17 protein-coding genes are annotated in these 17,004 nt (G+C 70.3%); 7 read left to right on the forward strand and 10 right to left on the reverse strand.

Annotated elements, in window-relative coordinates; translation table 11 throughout:
• Nucleotides 1-34 precede the first annotated feature (34 nt).
• From E1258_RS18650 to E1258_RS18660, 3 genes are all read right to left on the reverse strand, one after another.
• The gene (locus tag E1258_RS18650) at nt 35-841 is read right to left on the reverse strand and encodes an ABC transporter permease subunit (RefSeq protein WP_132402838.1); all 807 of its coding nucleotides are present in this window, start codon (nt 839-841) and stop codon (nt 35-37) included.
• Nucleotides 838-1,689 carry an ABC transporter ATP-binding protein gene (locus tag E1258_RS18655; protein ID WP_207919615.1) on the reverse strand — a complete coding sequence of 284 codons (852 nt, stop codon included), beginning with the start codon at nt 1,687-1,689 and terminating at the stop codon, nt 838-840. Before E1258_RS18655 ends, E1258_RS18650 begins: the two co-directional genes overlap by 4 nt.
• Nucleotides 1,690-2,101: 412 nt before the next feature.
• A complete protein-coding gene (locus E1258_RS18660) occupies nt 2,102-3,163 on the reverse strand; it encodes an alpha/beta fold hydrolase (protein ID WP_132402841.1) in 1,062 nt (353 codons plus the stop codon).
• Between the two features lie 420 nt (nt 3,164-3,583).
• Between E1258_RS18660 and E1258_RS18665 the strand changes: the two genes are divergently transcribed.
• Nucleotides 3,584-3,829 (forward strand): hypothetical protein, encoded by a 246-nt coding sequence (locus E1258_RS18665; RefSeq protein WP_132402844.1) that lies wholly within the window; start codon nt 3,584-3,586, stop codon nt 3,827-3,829.
• A gap of 5 nt (nt 3,830-3,834) precedes the next feature.
• Entirely contained in the window at nt 3,835-4,152 is a 318-nt protein-coding gene (locus tag E1258_RS18670) for a hypothetical protein (RefSeq protein WP_132402847.1), read from the forward strand.
• A gap of 400 nt (nt 4,153-4,552) precedes the next feature.
• Here the strand turns inward: E1258_RS18670 and E1258_RS33445 are convergent, their stop codons facing one another.
• Together E1258_RS33445 and E1258_RS18675 are read right to left on the reverse strand one after the other, a co-directional pair.
• Nucleotides 4,553-4,705 carry a hypothetical protein gene (locus E1258_RS33445; protein WP_165949828.1) on the reverse strand — a complete coding sequence of 51 codons (153 nt, stop codon included), beginning with the start codon at nt 4,703-4,705 and terminating at the stop codon, nt 4,553-4,555.
• A gap of 150 nt (nt 4,706-4,855) precedes the next feature.
• On the reverse strand, nt 4,856-5,188 hold the full coding sequence (locus E1258_RS18675) for an STAS domain-containing protein (RefSeq protein ID WP_132402850.1): 333 nt from the start codon (nt 5,186-5,188) through the stop codon (nt 4,856-4,858).
• Nucleotides 5,189-5,579: 391 nt separating this feature from the next.
• Between E1258_RS18675 and E1258_RS18680 the strand changes: the two genes are divergently transcribed.
• From E1258_RS18680 to E1258_RS18690, 3 genes are all read left to right on the forward strand, one after another.
• Nucleotides 5,580-5,825: a hypothetical protein gene (locus E1258_RS18680; protein WP_132402853.1), complete on the forward strand. Its 246-nt coding sequence runs from the start codon at nt 5,580-5,582 to the stop codon at nt 5,823-5,825.
• A gap of 615 nt (nt 5,826-6,440) precedes the next feature.
• Nucleotides 6,441-6,809, forward strand: a complete 369-nt coding sequence (locus tag E1258_RS18685) for a MerR family transcriptional regulator (protein ID WP_132402874.1) — start codon at nt 6,441-6,443, stop codon at nt 6,807-6,809.
• A 212-nt stretch (nt 6,810-7,021) separates the two neighbouring features.
• The gene (locus E1258_RS18690) at nt 7,022-7,948 is read left to right on the forward strand and encodes an NADP-dependent oxidoreductase (RefSeq protein WP_132402856.1); all 927 of its coding nucleotides are present in this window, start codon (nt 7,022-7,024) and stop codon (nt 7,946-7,948) included.
• 245 nt (nt 7,949-8,193) lie between these two features.
• Here the strand turns inward: E1258_RS18690 and E1258_RS34950 are convergent, their stop codons facing one another.
• Entirely contained in the window at nt 8,194-8,406 is a 213-nt protein-coding gene (locus tag E1258_RS34950) for a hypothetical protein (protein WP_243715541.1), read from the reverse strand.
• Between the two features lie 836 nt (nt 8,407-9,242).
• On the opposite strand from E1258_RS34950, the gene E1258_RS18700 reads away from it, so the two are divergent.
• Nucleotides 9,243-10,325 (forward strand): sensor histidine kinase, encoded by a 1,083-nt coding sequence (locus E1258_RS18700; protein WP_132402859.1) that lies wholly within the window; start codon nt 9,243-9,245, stop codon nt 10,323-10,325.
• Entirely contained in the window at nt 10,277-10,939 is a 663-nt protein-coding gene (locus E1258_RS18705) for a response regulator transcription factor (RefSeq protein WP_132402862.1), read from the forward strand. The genes E1258_RS18700 and E1258_RS18705 overlap by 49 nt, the downstream gene beginning before the upstream one ends.
• A gap of 22 nt (nt 10,940-10,961) precedes the next feature.
• Here E1258_RS18705 and E1258_RS18710 read toward each other — a convergent pair whose 3' ends face one another.
• The 4 genes from E1258_RS18710 to E1258_RS18725 all read right to left on the reverse strand — a co-directional run.
• The gene (locus E1258_RS18710; RefSeq protein ID WP_132402865.1) at nt 10,962-12,158 is read right to left on the reverse strand and encodes a glycosyltransferase family 4 protein; all 1,197 of its coding nucleotides are present in this window, start codon (nt 12,156-12,158) and stop codon (nt 10,962-10,964) included.
• A gap of 36 nt (nt 12,159-12,194) precedes the next feature.
• On the reverse strand, nt 12,195-13,010 hold the full coding sequence (locus tag E1258_RS18715; RefSeq protein WP_007076081.1) for an ABC transporter permease: 816 nt from the start codon (nt 13,008-13,010) through the stop codon (nt 12,195-12,197).
• A complete protein-coding gene (locus E1258_RS18720; protein ID WP_165949829.1) occupies nt 13,007-13,939 on the reverse strand; it encodes an ATP-binding cassette domain-containing protein in 933 nt (310 codons plus the stop codon). The genes E1258_RS18715 and E1258_RS18720 overlap by 4 nt, the downstream gene beginning before the upstream one ends.
• 46 nt (nt 13,940-13,985) lie before the next feature.
• Nucleotides 13,986-17,004: type I polyketide synthase (locus E1258_RS18725; RefSeq protein ID WP_132402871.1), on the reverse strand; the 3,019-nt coding region annotated here is incomplete at its 5' end.

A 17,004-nucleotide genomic window follows, 5' to 3' on the forward strand; every position in this document is an offset into this window, starting at 1 on the left:
AAACAACCCGTACTGTCCCCCCGGCGAGAAAGCGTCAGGCTGACAGATCCTTACGGTTGTAGGTCAGGTACGAAAGCACCGTTCCCGCCGCGATCACCGACGCGAATAGCGCCAGGTAGACGGCGCTGATCGCCCCGTTTCGGACAATGTCTGCCGCGTCGACGTACGCGAAGAAGGACAGGTACCGCACCCAGCCGGCGTTCTCACTCGAATTCGCGACGATAAGCAGGAAGTAGGCGAGCAGCACCAGGCTGATGGAGATCGGGTAGACGGTCCTGGCCCGCACCACGTAGACCGAGAGCAGGAATCCGACCACGACGAACGCCAGGTGCACCAGCAACGACCCGACACTGAGCACGGCCAGCGTCCCGAGGTCGTACCCCTCCTGCTCGAACGCCGCGAACATCCCCCACACGGCGAGGAAGAGCACGAGGTTGAGGGCCACCGTGTAGACCACCACGGCGGCGAGCTTCGCCGTCACGACCGAACTTCTCGTCACGGGCTTGACCAAAAGGAACTCGACAGTCTTGTCGTCCTCCTCCTTGGCCAGGATGGTCGCGGCGAGCATGATCACGTAGACGCTGCCCAGCAGGAGCAGCAGCGAGTAGATCCGGCCGCCGTAGTAGTCGACGATCTCGGTGAGCCGGAGGCTGTCCAGGCCGAACAGCTCGATCTCGGTCGGCGAGAACTGCTCCAGGGCCGCCTGCGCGTCCCGGTTCTCCCGGTAGAAGGTCGGGTACTCCGCCATCCGGAACAAGCTCAGCAGCGGCAGCACGGCCGCCCAGATCAGAAATCCTCGCCGGTGCCGGCGCAACTCGTTGCGGAACAGTACGCCGCTCACCGGGCCACCCCATCCCCGTCGGCGGCGGACCGCTCCGCGTCGCCCTGGTAGTAGTGCAGGAAGATCTCCTCCAGCGGAGGGTCTTCGATCCAGACGTCCTCGACCTCGTGCCGGGCCAACTGTTTGACCAGGTCGTCGATGCCGCCCCGGTAAATCAGCTCGACGTCGGCGCCGGGCCCTGCCGGCCGGTGCGCCCCGGGCAGGTCGAGCGTCGCCCCAGGGTTGCGCAGCTTGACTCTGACCCGCTTGTACTGGCCGACCCCGAGGCCGTCGACCCGCTCCACGTCGATGATCCGGCCGTCGCGGATGATGGCCACCCGGTCGCACAACCGCTGCACCTCGCTGAGCACGTGCGAGGAGAAGAAGATCGTGCGGCCCTGCTCTTTCTCCGCGCGCAGCAACTCGAAGAAAGTGTGCTGGACGAGCGGGTCCAGCCCGCTGGTCGGCTCGTCGAGGATCAGCAGATCGGGCTCGTGCAGCAGGGCCTGCACGATGCCGACCTTCTTACGGTTGCCCGTAGACAGCGACCGGATGCGCTTGCCCAGGTCGAGGCCGAGCGCCTGGCTGAGTTCGGCGATCCGGGCCGACGCGGCCACCCCGTGGAACCGGGCGGACAGGTCGAGCAGTTCCCCGGCGCGCATGTCGTCGTAGTAGTTGACGTCGGCGGGCAGGTACCCGATCCGCTTCTTGATCTCCTGCCCCTGGCTCACCACGTCCAGGTCGAAGATCCTGGCCGAGCCACTGGTCGGCCGGAGGAAACCGAGCAGCGTGCGGATCGTCGTGGTCTTGCCGGCCCCGTTGGGGCCGATAAACCCGAAGATCTCACCCTGCTCGACCTGGAATGTCACGTCCTCGACACCGCGCGCCTTACCGTACCGCTTCGTCAGGGAGCGTATGTCGACAACGGGAGACAAGCTTCCTCCTACAGAGCGGGCAGAACAAAACTACGTGCGGCCCGGCGGCCGGCGCGCCACCAGCCTGAAGGACCAGGTTAAATTAACCGAACGGACAGCGCCACTTTACCGGCGGGAAACATTCCGACTGTCGACAAATAGTCAAACAATGGTGATTTCGAAGCGACTCGAGCGTACTTGATGGAGTCACACCTGATCAAGCCCGACACCGACGCCAGTCGATGACCAAGGATAATCGCAATCCGCCCCGGTAGGGACGATTCGAGCTGTCCGCTCCGGTCTGTCGCGGGATGTCCTCATTGGACGTCGACCCCGACCGCAGGCCCCCGACCCGACCTCCGTGCGGCTACCGCCCATGCGGATCGGGTGGAACGTCCAACACGGGCACGCCCCTGATCTCGGCTATGAACTCCTCGATCGCCCGGACGAACTCCTCCGGCCTCCGCCGGTGGATCACATGGTTCGCGGGGATCCTGCGGTAGACCGCACCCGGGACCAGCGCGCACACCCGCCGCGCGTCGTCGTCGTCCATCGCGCCGACCAGACCGTGCTCAGCGTAGCGGTGCCAGTTGGCATGAAGCAGCAACAGCGGACAGCGCACCGCCCGCAGCGCCGCCTCGTGCGAGAAGTCTCCGTAGAAGCGGCGATCCACGAAGGCACGGGCGAAGTCCGGGTCGAACATCGACAGCGAGCGAAAAAGTTCGCCCATGGAGGCCGGTAACCACCACGCGTCCACCCCGGACGGTTGCCCCGGATGCCGCTGTTCGTAGCGGGTGATCGCCCGGTCGAGCAGATCGACGAACCAACCCGGCATTCGTTTCGTCCGCCGCTCGGACACCGGCAGCCCCTGACCGCGGAAGTAGTCCGCCAGATGCCGATTCTCGCGGTCACCCAGCACCTCGACGATGTGTGCCAAACCGTTGTAGACGAAGCGATCACGCTCGGCGAAGCGGGGCATCTCCACAGAGAAGACCGGAGCGTCCTCCAGCACGATGCCGGAGACCAGGCCCGGCGCGTTGGCCGCCAGCCACAGCGCGAGGATCCCGCCCGAGGAGTTGCCGCTGACCACTGCCGGCCGCCCGACCATCCGCTCGAGAAAAAGCCGCAGGTCGCCGCCGACCGAGTCCCAAGAGTAGTTTCCCGGCGTCCAGGACGAGTTCCCGTGCCCCCGCAGCTCCACCACGAAGACCGAGAAGCGCTCCGCCAACGCCGGCATGACCTTGGCGTACGTCGTCCACGTGCCCATCTGCGCCGGTACCAGCACCAGCGGCGGACCCGCCTCGGGACCGCGCAGGTAGCTCAGGACGATTCCGTCCAGCTCGGCGAACTCGTGCCGGTAGCCGAGCCCGGACAGCTCGGTGGGAAGCGGCTCGCTTCGCCCCTCGAAGGGGTTGCGGTACGTAGTCATCTGCCGTGCTCATCCCTTCAGGTCCTACTTGTCAGGGCGAAGAGAATTTTCCCACCTTTGCCGTTTGCGACACCTTGCCGCGCGCCGACAGTGCGGCCTTCTTCCCGACGTCATCACCCATCGCGACGAGACTCTGTTGGCGGGAGCGGATCGACGGACTCACCTGCCGCCTTCCGCACGCCGGACGATCGGCGCGGCCGGCTCGCCCGTCCGCCGGTCGCGAACGGAATCAGGCGGGGTCGACGCGGATGCCACTCCACCCGCCCTTTGGCAACTGGCCCGGCGTGGCGCGCACGTCATCATGGCGGTGCGCAACGAGGCCAGGGGGCGGCAGGCCCTCGCCGGGCTCGCCGGCGAGCAGCCGGGTGCCCGCCTCGAACTGCGCCGCCTCGACCTGGCCGACCTCGACTCGGTGCGCGCGTGTTCGCCGACGCGCTCCACGCCGACGGCATCCGCGTCGACGTCCTCGTCAACAACGCGGGCATCATGATGCCGCCGCGCTCGCAGAGCGCACAGGGCCACGAGAGCCAGTTCACGAGCAACCACCTCGGCCACTTCGCGCTCACCGGCCTCGTGCTCGACCTCCTGGAAGCGGCACCGACCCGCGCGTGGTCACCGTCAGCTCCAAGAGGCACCGGCGTGGCTCGATCCAATTCGATGATCTGACCGGCGTGAAGGACTACTCACCGACCGCGTTCTACGCTCAGTCGAAGTTCGCCAACGTGCTCTTCGGGTTGGAACTGCACCGGCGGCTCACCGCGACGGGCAGCCCGGTGCACAGCCTGCTCGCGCATCCCGGCTACGCGGCCACCGAGCCGACCGCGCGAAGCGGGCAGTTCATCGGCCCAGACGGCCGGGGCGAGATGCGCGGCCACCCGACCTTGGTGCGGGCCGTGCCCTCCGCCGAGGACCCGGCGACCGCAACGCGACTGTGGACGCTGTCGGAGGAGCTCACCGGCGTGCACCATCTGAAGCGGGTGTCGGGTTAGCTAGGCAGGTTGCCCGACGGTGGGCATGCCGAGGCCACCGCCCCAGTGATCCGTTGCAGTCGCTGTGCTTGGCTCTGCTTCTCAGCCAAGAACCGCAGGGTGAGGTCGATGCCCTCGATCTCTCCGAGTCACCCTTCGGCCTGGGCGCGAGACCGGCGAACGCTAAGTCATCCTCAAGTGTGGCGAGCCGGGGCAGCATCCTCGGGTTGACGTGCAACATCGGTCACCGGATGCAGGCCTACCGAAATGATCTTGGAGTGGGTTCGGGTTCGATCCGTGGGGCAGTCGAGCACGAGCGAGCTGGTCGACCGAACAGTGGGCGGTTTGGGTCGCGCCGTGCCCGATCGAGCCGACAGAGTTCCGCGGCGGCGGGCAGCGCCGCCGGCGCATCCAGGAGCGCTTAGCCGACCGCGTTCGCGTCCGGCAGCCGCTGCTGCCGGTGCTCGTGGCTCATGTCGAGGAGCGCCACCAGCACACCAGGCAACTGCTCGACGCCGCGGCCGCGGTAGCTGAAGGCGCTACCTGCACCGTCGCGGGATGCACCTACCGCCACTCCGTTTCCCCGATGGACCGCAGTATCCGGCCACCGACACGGGAGCCTAAGCCGGAACCACCCGTTCGGCCCGTCGACCAGAGCGATCACCTTGATCAGGGTCGGTTGTGACGTGCCGCAGGGTGCGGAAGTGTACGGTCTCGCTGTAGATCAGGCGGCGGGTGCGGTATGCCGCAGGCGGTGGCCAGGGACGCCGGCCGCCGTCAGGCGCTCGGCGCTCGTGGGGCAGCAGTAGTCGAGGAAGACGGCGACCTGGTGGTCGTCGCCGAGCTGGCAGGCCGCGGCGAGAGTGCCAAGGTTGATCGCATCGAGGTCGTGCAGATCGCGTAGGTCGACGACCAGCCGCAGTGGCCGCACACGGCGTACCGCGTGCACGATCGTGCGCCGCAGTTCGACCGCGCGGTCGGCGTCGAGCTGGCCGCCGGGGTGGATGATCAGGGTGCCGTCCGGACGGGTCTCCACGGTGACCGCTGTGCCGTTCATCGCGTTACCTCCCGTTACCCAGAGTTTCCTGAACGGTCAGGCTACGGCCCTTCGCGCCCGGCGTCGACCACCGAAAGAATGCATCTAGCCACGGAGAAGTCACGTTTTCCCGGCGTGGGCCTGCGGCCAGGCGCGAGGCCTACTGTCATTGAGTCGAAGAGGAGGCCGGGGTGACATGCCGGTGACGAGCACCGCTGCTCGTCACCTTCCCACAGGGCAGTCGGCTGACTACCGTAACGCCTTGACCGGTGTTCCTGGCCCTGCGCCCGGTATCTGCAAGCCCTGGGATGGGCCAGCAACATCGTCGGCCTGGTAGCTCACCACACCGCGGCACGTACGAGCGCAGGGGCTCGGCGAACAGCTCGCCTGCTTCCCCTGCGAGGACCCACCGGTGTCCGACGCGTTGATCTACGCCGACCAGACGGCTGGCCCCTACGGTCGCGCCATGACCGTCGAGCAACCCCTGGCCGACATGCTGCGCCGCCACGGCCCGGACTCGCCGCACGCGGCCGCGCACGCCGAGCGGGCTCCGGTGCTGCGCGCCGCCGTCCACCACGTGCAACAGCGCCTTCATGCTCTGCGACATACGCCCTCGGCGGCGGGTCGCCGTGCTGCGAGCACGTCTACCGCGAGGTAGTCGAGATGACGGCGGGCTCCGGCCGATTCGCGTAGACCGCGTGCGCCAAGAGTTTTTGGCGCTGGCAGCGATCTCCAGAACGACCTCCAAGCGCTCGCCCGGCTCGATGGCGCGGGCATCGGTGAGCCGCCGCCACAGCCGGTGCATCTCCGCGAGGTGAACGTCGAGTGCGGTGACAACCTCCGCGTGCAATCTGCCTCCTGGCTTCACGAACCCTAGATTGGGCTAACTGGCTCACGACTGCCGCCAGGCGCAATCGCGCCTGGCGCTGCACCTGCACGCGGTGCTTAAAAACACGTCACCGACGCGCAGAGTCGCGCGCTCGGAATGGGCGACGACGACTTCGAGCGCGAACGGAGTCGTCGACTTCCCCGGCCGCCAGGTCGGCGGCGTCGACAGCCCAGCCGAGCCGGTCCGGGTGATCGGTAGCACCCAGGCCTGAGCAACGCCGGGTCAGCGGCGTGACCCGCTGGACAGCGCCGGATTCGGCGCTGTCGGGTGCGTCGGCCACGTAACTCTGCCCGCTGCGTGGTGTCACTGGCCGCGTTCCGACGCGTGGGTAGCCTGAACCTCACACACGTGCGAGGCAGGACGGAAATCAGAATGACCGCCACCATCCGGATCGGTGAACTCGCCGCCCGTACCGGGGTCAGCGTGCGATCCTTGCGCTACTACGAGGAGCAGGGCCTGCTCACCAGCCTGCGCAGCCCGCGCGGTCACCGCCGCTACCTCGAGGACCAGGTCGAGCGGATCCGCTTGATCCAGCGGCTGTTCTCGGCGGGCCTGAGTAGTCGGACCATCGTCGACCTCCTGCCCTGCGTCGAGTCTCCGAGTGCGGACACCTCCGAGGCGGCCCTGGAGCGCATGGGTCAGGAGCGTGACCGCCTCGATCAGCACATCGATGACCTGATCAGGACCCGGGCGGTGCTGGACGATCTGATCGCTGCGAATCGGGCGCACCGTAGGGAGATGGCGAGCGCGTGAGCCGCGCCGCGCTCGACGGCGTGCACCAACTCATGCGCAGGTGCGCGCCGAGCGGTCGGGTGGTGTCGACGACCGGCCCGGAACGGCGCTGCGTCAGGAGACGCAAGCTGCCCGCAGCGGGAGTGCGTGTGACTCGGGTTACACGCTCTTGTTTCTGACACCGGTGTCAGTAACTAGCGTCGGCGGTCGACAACCAGTGAGGGAGTACGACGATGAGCCGTGCGTTCGGATACCGCACTTTCGGCGGCCCGGAGGTCCAGTTCTACTTCGACCGGCCCGATCCGCAGCCCGGTGTCGGGGAGATCCTCATCAGGGTCCGGGCCGCCGGAGTAGCGCGCCTGGATCCCCTTCTCCGGTCCGGACATGTCCGGGCGCTGAACGGACACCTACCGTTTCCGCAGGTGATGGGCATGGAGGCCGCCGGGGACGTGCTCGCGATCGGTGCCGGCGTCACCGACCTCGCGGTGGGCGACGCGGTGTTCGGGTTCGCACTCAGTGGCGCCGGCACGTACGCCGAGACGACGGTCCTGCCTGCGGTGAACGCGGCTCGTAAGCCGGAGACCCTGTCGTACGAGTGGGCGGCGACCATACCCGTGTCCGGCACGACGGCCCTCGACGCACTCGACCGGCTCGACCTGCCGGAGGGCGCGACGCTGCTGGTCAACGGCGTCGGAGGCAGCACCGGCCAGATCACCGCGCAGCTTGCCCGAGCACGGGGTATGAGGGTGATCGGGACCGGCAGCGACAGCAAGCGTGCCGGGGCCGAGGCTCTCGGCGTGACCTTCGTCAGCTACACCGCCGGTGACGTCCCCGGACAGGTACGGCATCTCGCCCCGTCCGGTGTGGATGGCCTGATCGACCTCGTCGGCGGCGACGCGCTACGGTCGGTCGCCCCGCTGGTCACGGACGCCGGGCATGTGCTGTCTGCCGCCGATGACACCGTGCACGAACTGGGCGGCGAGTACCTGCCCCGTCGCCTCGACCGGGCGTCGCTCGAGACTGTAGCCGCGCTGATGGTGGACGGCACCGTCGACCCGCACATCACGCACATGTTCGCCTTCGAGCAGAGCGCGGAGGCGGTAGCGGCCGTGGAGACCGGTCACACCGCCGGAAAACTGGTGCTCACCGTTGTCGCCTGACCCAGCCCGGCACCGTCCGCGCCCGGGGTACGGCAGCACAGCCGCACCCCGGCAGGGACCGCCGATACCTGATGTCCGACGACAACGAGCCCGCTCACCACGTACGTCGTCGCCGGCGAACGGCGCGATGCCCCCATGCCGCCAGCAGCCACGGCCGCGTCCCCGCGACTTCGACGCTGCCCGAGGTCCCTCACTGTGGCGGGGCCGCAGGCTCTTGTGCTTGCGGCCCCGCTCGGACGTTGAGGTCAGAACGGGTCGCCGTACTGGAGGCCGCGTCCGTTGGTGCCGACATAGACGCGGCCGTAGGTGTCGGGGTCGCCGGCGATGACGCCGACGCCGCCGATGCTGCCCCACTGGTGGGCGTCGTCGTTGACGCGGAGCCAGGTGGCGCCCTTGTCGGTGGAGCGGAAGACACCGGGTCCAGACGATGGCGGAGCCGTCCGCCGCGAGCGCGACATGGCCGCTGTCGGCGCCAGCCACCGGCTCCGCCGCGAAGCCCTTCCAGTTGCGGCCGCCGTCGGTGGAATAGGCACCGTCCTGCGCGCCGCCACGGCCGACGCGAACCATCACCGTGGGGTTGGACTGGGCGAAATCGATGTCCGTGCTGTTGCCCATCACCGGGTTCTGCAGCCGCCCGGCGGGCACCTCGGTCAGGGAGTCGTGGCGGAAACCGCCCAGGTCGCCCATGGCGGTGACGACGGTAGCGCCGCCGGATGGGGCGATGAGCCGGGAACTTCTTTCCGAGCTGAACCTCGGCGAAGCCCTTGAGCCAGCGCCGCGGCAGGGGTACCCGTTTCTCACCACCTGCCCGTCAAGGGTGGTGACGGTCAGCTCGTCGGCGCCGACGGCCAGGTGCAGGGAACCCAGGCGGCCGATGCCGGCGAGGGCCTGGCGCAGTGGCGGGTTGACGTCGACGTTGGTCGTGCCCGGTCTACGGCGGGAACCTGAATCCGTACGAATACTGCGGCGGGGACAGCATCAGTTGCACGGACATCAGTGGAGCGGTCCGACGACCGCTCGGCGAAGTAGTGATCAACGAGTACCACCGGGCAGCCTGAACCGATCTTCAAAATCCGGCTCACGCCACCGAACGCAGTTTTGGCACGGTACAGTCCCTGTGGATCTGCGGCGTGTCGGTGCTCGACGTTAGCTGACGACCGGGCCAGCCACTGGCCCCCGCCGTAGAGGGTAGGGAAATCCCCACCCCTACTTGGGGGCATAGGTCGTTGGCCGGCATCCGGTGCTCCTCTTACGGTGAAGGTGCCGAGAAACCGCACCGGATGGAGGTCCTGCGATGAGCATGCCGACCGACCCTCGTCGCCGCCTGCTCGGCGGTCGCGGCGGCACCGGCCCGATCATCGCGGAGGCCGGTGGGGCGGCCAGCCTCGCACTGCTAACCGGGATGATCTGGGCGGTCACGGGGGGCGGTTACTTCTGGCCACGGTGGGCCTGGTTCGGCCTGGCCGTCGCGGTCGGGACGCACCTGGCCGTCCGGCGGGCGCTGCAGGTACCGCGTGGTCGACGCCGCTGGCTGGCCCTGCACGCCGCGCTGGCGTGCGTGCTGGCGTCGGCCGAGCTAGCGGTCTGGGCGCTGTCCGGAGGCGGGTACTTCTGGCCGATCTGGGCGCTGATGCTGCTCGCCTCGGGGGTGGGCACGCACGCCTGGGTGGTGTCGCAGCTGCCCCCGGAGCGGGAGCGGGAGCTGACCCGACGCATCGACGCGCTGGCCCGGACCCGGCGGGGCGCGGTCGACGCGCAGGTCACGGAGCTCAAGCGGATCGAGCGCGACCTGCACGACGGGGCCCAGGCCCGGATGGTCTCGGTGGGCATGACGCTCGGGCTGGCCGAGCATCTGCTGCGCACCGACCCGGCGGCCGGCGCCCAGTTGGTCAGCGAGGCCCGGGCGACCACCCTGTCCGCGCTGGACGACCTGCGCGCGGTCATGCGCGCGATCCACCCGGCGGTGCTCGCCGACCGGGGCCTGGACAAGGCAGTCGAGGCGCTGGCCCTCGACCTCGCCGTACCGACCAGCGTAAGCTGCGACCTGCCCGGGCCCGCGCCCGCCGCGATCGAGTCGGCACTGTACTTCTCCATCGCCGAGTGCCTAACCAATGTGGTCAAGCACAGCCACGCCACCACGGCCGCGGTGGACATCAGTTTCCTGGACGGCCGACTGGTGGCCGTGGTCGTTGACGACGGGGTCGGCGGCGCGTCGATCGACGGCGGCACCGGCCTGCATGGCATCGCCCGGCGGCTGGAGGCGTTCGACGGCATCATCTGGGTGAACAGCCCGGCCGGCGGGCCCACCTCGATCACTCTGGAGGTTCCGTGCGAGTTGTCATCGCGGAAGACCTCGCTCTCCTCCGGGACGGCCTGACCCGGCTGCTGGAGGCCCACGGCATCGAGGTGGTGGCCGCCGTCGGCGATCCGCAGGCGCTGGCGGCGGCGCTGCGCGAGCACGAGGTCGACGTGGCGGTGGTGGACATCCGGATGCCGCCGACTTTCACCACCGAGGGCCTGATCGCCGCGATCGAGGCCCGCCAGCGCCGGCCGGGCATGCCGATGCTGGTGCTGAGCCAGTTCGTCGAGCAGTTGTACGCCCTGGAGCTGATGCACTCCGGCGAGGGCGGGATCGGCTACCTGCTGAAGGACCGGGTGTCCGACGTGTCGACGTTCATCGACGCGGTGCGCCGGGTCGCGGACGGCGGGACGGTCCTGGACCCGAAGGTCGTCTCCAGCCTGCTGGGCCGGGCCAGTCGCCGCCCGCCGCTGGCCCGACTCAGCCGGCGGGAACGGGAGGTGCTGGATCTGATAGCGCAAGGGCGATCGAACGCCGCCATCGCCAACATGCTCGTGATCACCGAGAAAGCGGTCGGCAAGCACATCAACAACATCTTCGGCAAGCTCGACCTGGCCCTGTCCGCCGAGGACAACCGCCGGGTGCTCGCCGTGCTCGCCTACCTCCAGGAGACGCCGACCGGCCCTGGCTGACCGCTCAGGGCCGGCGGACCGCTCAGCGGGCCGGCACGGCCAGGTCGGCCAGCCGGGCGGTGAGCGCGTCGAGCGAATACCGCTCGGTCAGCAGCGTCCAGGCCGCCCGGGTGAGCTGGGTGCGAAGTGCCGGGTCGCCGACCAGCCGGTCCACCGCGTCGACGAACTCCTCCGGCTCCTCCGCCGCCAGATAGTGCTCGCCGGGCACCGCGCCGAGCCCCTCGGCGCCCTTCGCCGTGGAGATCATCGGCGCACCGCTCGCGAACGCCTCCAGGATCTTGAAGCGACTGCCCCCGCCGAGCTTGAGCGGAACCGCCATGATGCTGCCGGCGATCAGGGCGGCCGGGCTGGGCGGATCGGAGATCAGCTCGACTCCGGGCCCCAGCTCCACGTCCCCCAGCATCTCCCGGGCCATCGCGCCGGCCACCACGACCGGCAGGTGGTGGCCCCGCTTCCGCAGCAGCGGGGCGATCTGGAGGAGGAGGGCGAGCCCGGCCTCGATGTTGGGATACCAGTCCATGCGGCCGGTGAAGCAGACCGAGCGGACGCCAGCCGGTGGCGGCACGGTGCCGGTGACCTCGACGACGTTGGGCACCACCCGGACAGTGTCGGGTGCCACCGCGTACCGCCTGATCACCTCCGCCCGGTCCTCGTCGCTGCACACCCACACCGCGTCCGCGGCGCGGACCGCGGTCCGCTCCGCGGTGTCCACCAGCCGCACGTGCCGCTCGGTGTAGAAGCCGGCCATCGGTGATCCGGGCGGCAGCGCGGCGTGGATCGCCTGGTGCAGCTGGGCCTCCACGTTGTGCAGGTCGAAGACCACGGTGAACCAGCCCAGCGCGGCCAGGGCGGTGACGTACCGGTGGGTGTCGAGGCCGCTGCACACCACCGTGGTGACGCGGGCCGCGACCAACTCACCGGCCAAGCGCCGGACGTACTCCGGGCAGTAGGTCCGGTCGGCGTGCCAGACCTGTACGTCGTCGAGCATGGCGACCTCGGCGGCGCCGCCCGGCCGGCCAGTGAGCCGGCAGCCGGCCCGGCACCGGTCCCACCGGTCGCAGCCGAGCTGCTGGAGCCTGCACGGCAGGTGCCGGTCCAGCGCGGTTTGCAGGGCGCGCCACCGCATGGACAGCCCGCCCGGATGGTCGTGCGCGTCGCCGGTCAGGATCACCGCCCGCGCGCCTCGACGGCCGGCCCGCCCGTTTCGCTCCCCGATCATCGGATTCGCACCTCCCTCAGCTCCCCGGGCGCCGGCTCAGCCGACCGTGCGGCGACGGAAGAGCCGGGCGGCCAGCGGTACGGAGAGCAGCAGGATGGGTATCCACCAGGCCAGCGCCAGCCAGACCGCGTGCCCCGCCGGCACGCCGGTGAGCAGCGACCGGACCGAGTCCACCACCGGGCTCACCGGCTGGTTCACCACGATCGCCTCGACCACCGGCGGCATCGTGCTGGTCGGGACCAGGGCGCTGCTCAGGTACGGCAGGAACACCAGGATCATGCCCAGCCCGTTGCCGCCCTCGACCGACTTCGCGGTGATACCGAGGATCACCGCCACCCAGGACAGCGCGGTGACGAACAGCAGCAGGATGCCGAACGTGGCCAGCCACTCCAGCGGGCCGGCGGTGGGCCGGAAGCCGACCGCGAACCCGGCCAGGATCAGCACAGCCGCCGAGACCGCGTTGCGGCACAACGCGCCGACCACGTGGGCGATCAGCACCGCGGACCGCAGCACCGGCATCGACCGGAACCGGTCGATGATGCCGTTACGCAGGTCATCGGTAACCCCGACGATGGTCGTGGTGAGGTTGAAGCCGACGCTGATCACGATGAGCCCGGCGATCACATAGTTGATGTACGCCTGGTCCACTTTGATCGCGCCGCCGAGCAGGTAGCGGAACATCAGCAGCAGGATGATCGGCAGCGAGACCATCTGGATCAGCTGTTCCGGGACCCGGATGATGTGCCGCAGGTTGCGGCCGATCAGGGTCAGGCAGTCGCTCAGCGCCAAGACGAAAGCCGGGCGTTGCAGCGGTTCGATCCGGGTCAGCCCGTGCGACATGGTCTGGGTCATTGAACTTCTCCCGCGTTGTGGCCGGTCAGGGTGAGGAACACGTCGTCGAGCGTGGGCCGGCGCATGGCCAGGCCCTGCACGTCGAGGCCGGCGTCACCGACCTTGTTGAGCAGCCGGCGGACCTCGCCGGCGTCCTCGACCGGGATGCTGATGCTGGTCCCGGCCAGGCGTACCCCACCGATCACATCCTGGGCCCGCTGGGCGTCGCGCTCGGTGGCGAAGCCAAGCTCCAGCCGCTCGGTGCCGACCTGGCGCTTGAGCTCGTCCGCGGTGCCCTCCGCGACGATGCGACCCTCGTCGATCAACGTGATCCGGTCGGCCAACTGGTCGGCCTCCTCCAGGTTCTGCGTGGTCAGCAGGATGGTGGTGCCGGCCGCCAACAGCTTCTTGATGGTTTCCCACAGCGCCTGCCGACTGCGCGGGTCCAGCCCGGTGGTGGGTTCGTCGAGCAACAGCACCGGCGGCGCGGTGACCAGGCTGACCGCCAGGTCGAGCCGGCGTCGCATGCCGCCGGAGTAGTACCGGACCTGCCGCTCCGCGGCTTCCACCAGATCGAACTCGCTGAGTAGTTCGGCGGCGCGCTGCCGGGCCGCGGACCGGCCGAGGTGGAACAGCCGCCCCATCATGACCAGGTTCTCCCGACCGGTGAGCACGCCGTCGATGGAGGCGTCCTGGCTGGTCAGCCCGATCACCTCGCGGACCCGGGCGGCGTCGCGGACCACCTGGTGCCCCTCGATCATCGCCACCCCGTCATCCGGGTTCAGCAGCGTGGTCAGGATGCGGATCAACGTGGTCTTGCCCGCACCGTTCGGGCCGAGCAGGGCGAGCATCGTGCCCCGTTCGACTCTCAGGTCCACGCCCTGCAGCCCGCGTACGTCGCCGTACGACTTGCGTAGCCCGCTCGTCTCGATCGCGAACGTGGTGTCCATTCGGTTCAGCCCTCTCTGTGGCTTGGCTGCTGCTGGGATGGACTGCTCAACCACGATCGGCATGCTCGCCGATCGCCAGGTTGATCAGCTCTTCGCTGTCCATGTCATCTATCGACGTGGTCGTCGGGTGGTGTGGTGCCGCCGGGGCGCCGGCCAGTTTGAGGAGGCTGTCCAGCAGGCCGGCGTCGCGCAGCCGGTCCAGCGGAATCGACGCCAGCATCTGCCGTACGTCGACGGGGTCGACCGCCTCGACGGCCGGTTCGGGCTCCGGCAGTAGCTGCGCGCCGAGATGCTCGGCCAGGGCCCGCGGATTCGGGTAGTCGAAGACCAGGCTGGCCGACAGGTTCAGCCCGGTGAGCAGGGTGAGTTTGTTGCGCATTCCGACCGCGGCCAGGGAGTCGAAACCCAGGTCGAGGAAGGCGCGTTCGACCGGGATGTCGGCCGAGTCGGGGTATCCGAGCAGCGCCGCCACCTGGCTGCGGACCAGATCGAGCAGGGCCGGTGCCCGCTTGTGCGGCGGCATCCCGGCGAGCCGCTCGCGCAGCGACCCGGCCTCGACCGGCGCCGCCGCGACGGCCCGACGGGTCTGCGGGCCGGCCAGGTCGCGCAGCAGCGGCGGCAGGTCCGCCGTGTCGCCGGCGGGCGGCGCCAGCCGGGCGGCCAGCAACACCGGATCGGCCAGACCGGTGGCCGCGTCGAGCAGACCGAGCCCGACCTCGGTGGGCAGCGCCGCGATGCCGGCCGCGGCCAGCCGCTGGGTGTCGATCTCGCTCAGCCCCGCACCCATCCCGGCCTCGCCGGTCGCCCACAGTCCCCAGGCGAGGGAGAGCCCGGCCAGCCCGGCCGCCCGACGGTGCGCGGCGAGGGCGTCCAGGAACGCGTTGGCCGCCGCGTAGGCGCCCTGCCCGGGGCCGCCCAGCATGCCGGCCGCCGAGGAGAACAGGACGAACGCGGACAGGTCCAGGTCCGCGGTCAGCTCGTGCAGGTGCCATGCGCCGTCCACCTTGGGCCGCAGGACCGCGCCAAGCCGCTCCGCGGTCAGCGTGGTGACCAGCCCGTCGTCGAGCACCCCGGCGGCGTGCACCATCCCGCGCAGCGGCCGGTCGTCCGGGACGGTGGCGAGCAGCGCCGCCACCGCGTCGCGATCGGCCAGATCGACGGCGACCACGTCCACGGTCACCGCGCCCAGGTCGGCCAGCTCGCCGGTGAGGGCGGCCACCCCTGCGGCGTCCGGACCCCGCCGGCTGGCCAGCAGCAGGTGCCGGACCCCGTGCCGGGCGACCAGGTGGCGGGCAACCACCCCGCCCAGCGCGCCGGTCGCCCCGCTGATCAGGACGGTGCCGGTGGTGGTCCAGACCGGTTTGCCGTCCCCGGCGGGCGGGCTCACCGGAGCCAGCCGTGGCACCCAGAGCTCGCCCCGGCGCAGCGCGGCCTGCGGCTCGCCGGAGCGCAGCGCGGCCTGGACCAGGTGCCCGGACGCCGCGGCCGTGTCCAGGTCCACCAGCGCGATCCGGTCCGGGTGCTCGGCCTGTGCGGCGCGGACCAGCCCGGCCACGGCGGCGCCAGCCAGGTCCGGGACGCCGGCGGCAAAAGGCGCGTCCACCGCTTCGACGCCGGTGCCGCTGACCGCGCCGCTGGTCGCCACAACCAGCCGGGCGGCGGCGAACCGGGAGTCGGTCAGCCAGGCACGCAGCAGATCGAGGAGCCGGGCCGTCTCGGCGTACACGTCGGTGCCCGGGCCACCGGCCGCGAGCACCAGCACGTCGGCGTCGGCCGCCGCGTCCAGGTCGGAGACCACCGGGGCACTGAGCGGTTTGGCCAAGCCCCACCGGTCCGGGCCGAGTACGGTCCACCGGCTGGTCAGGTCGGCACTGTGCACCGTGAGCGGACGCCACTCCAGCCGGCGCAGGGTGTCCGTGGCCCGGGCGGCAGCGGTCGGGGGTACCGGCGCCTGGGACATCGGGCGCAGGATGAGCGAGTCGACGGTGACGACCGGCTGCCCCGTGGAATCCGCGACGTGCAGGGACACCGCCCCGGTGCCGGCCGGCGTGACGCGTACCCGCAGGCTCGTTCCGCCGACCGCGTGCAGCCGCAACCGGGACCAGGAGAACGGCAGAGCCGGCTCGGCACCGGCCAGCCCGCTGCGCCCGATCACCTGGAGGGCGGCGTCCAGCGCGGCCGGGTGCGACTGGTAACGGTCCACTTCAAAGTCCGCCGACTCGGGCAGGCTCACTTCGGCGAACACCTGGTCGCCTCGGCGCCAGGCGCGACGCAGGCCACGGAAGGCTGGGCCGTAGTCGATGCCGGCGGCGGCGAACTCCGGGTACATCCCGTCCAGTGGCAGCTCGGCGGCGTCGGGTGGTGGCCAGGCGGCCAGTTCGGTGCCGCCGGCCGCCCCGCGGTCGGGGGCCAGCGTCCCGGTGGCGTGCCGGGTCCAGGGCAGGTCGGCGGAGCCACCCTCAGGTCGCGTGTGGACGGTGATCCGCCGCAGCCCGGCCTCGTCCGGCGCGGTCACCGCGCACTGGAGCTGGACGCCGCCCTCGGCGGGCAGGACGAGGGGGATCTCGATGGTCAGCTCGTCCACCCCGGGGCAGCCGGCCCGGGCGCCGGCGTGCAGCGCCAGCTCCACGAAGCCGGTACCGGGGAACAGCGTCGCCCCACCGATCACGTGGTCGGCCAGCCACGGCTGGGTGTCTGTACCGAGCCGGCCGGTGAACAGCAAGCCACCGGCGTCGGCGAGCTCGACCGCCGCGCCGAGCAGCGGGTGCGCGTCGATTCCGGTGGTCGCGGTGTGCCCGTACCAGTAGCGCTTCCGCTGGAACGGGTAGGTGGGCAGCTCGCACCGGTGGGCCGGGCCGAGCGACCGGTACACCGCCGCCCAGTCCGGGGTGGCGCCGCTGACGTGCACCTGGGCGAGGGCCTCCAGTACGGCGTCCGGCTCGTCGCGGTCCTTGCGCAGGCTCGCCACCACCACCGGCGTGTCATCGAGACACTGCGCCACCAACCCACTCAACGTGGCATCCGGGCCGATCTCCACGAACCGGCCCACACCCTGCCCACGCATC

Source organism: Micromonospora sp. KC207, from assembly GCF_004348615.1.
Lineage (GTDB): Bacteria > Actinomycetota > Actinomycetes > Mycobacteriales > Micromonosporaceae > Micromonospora.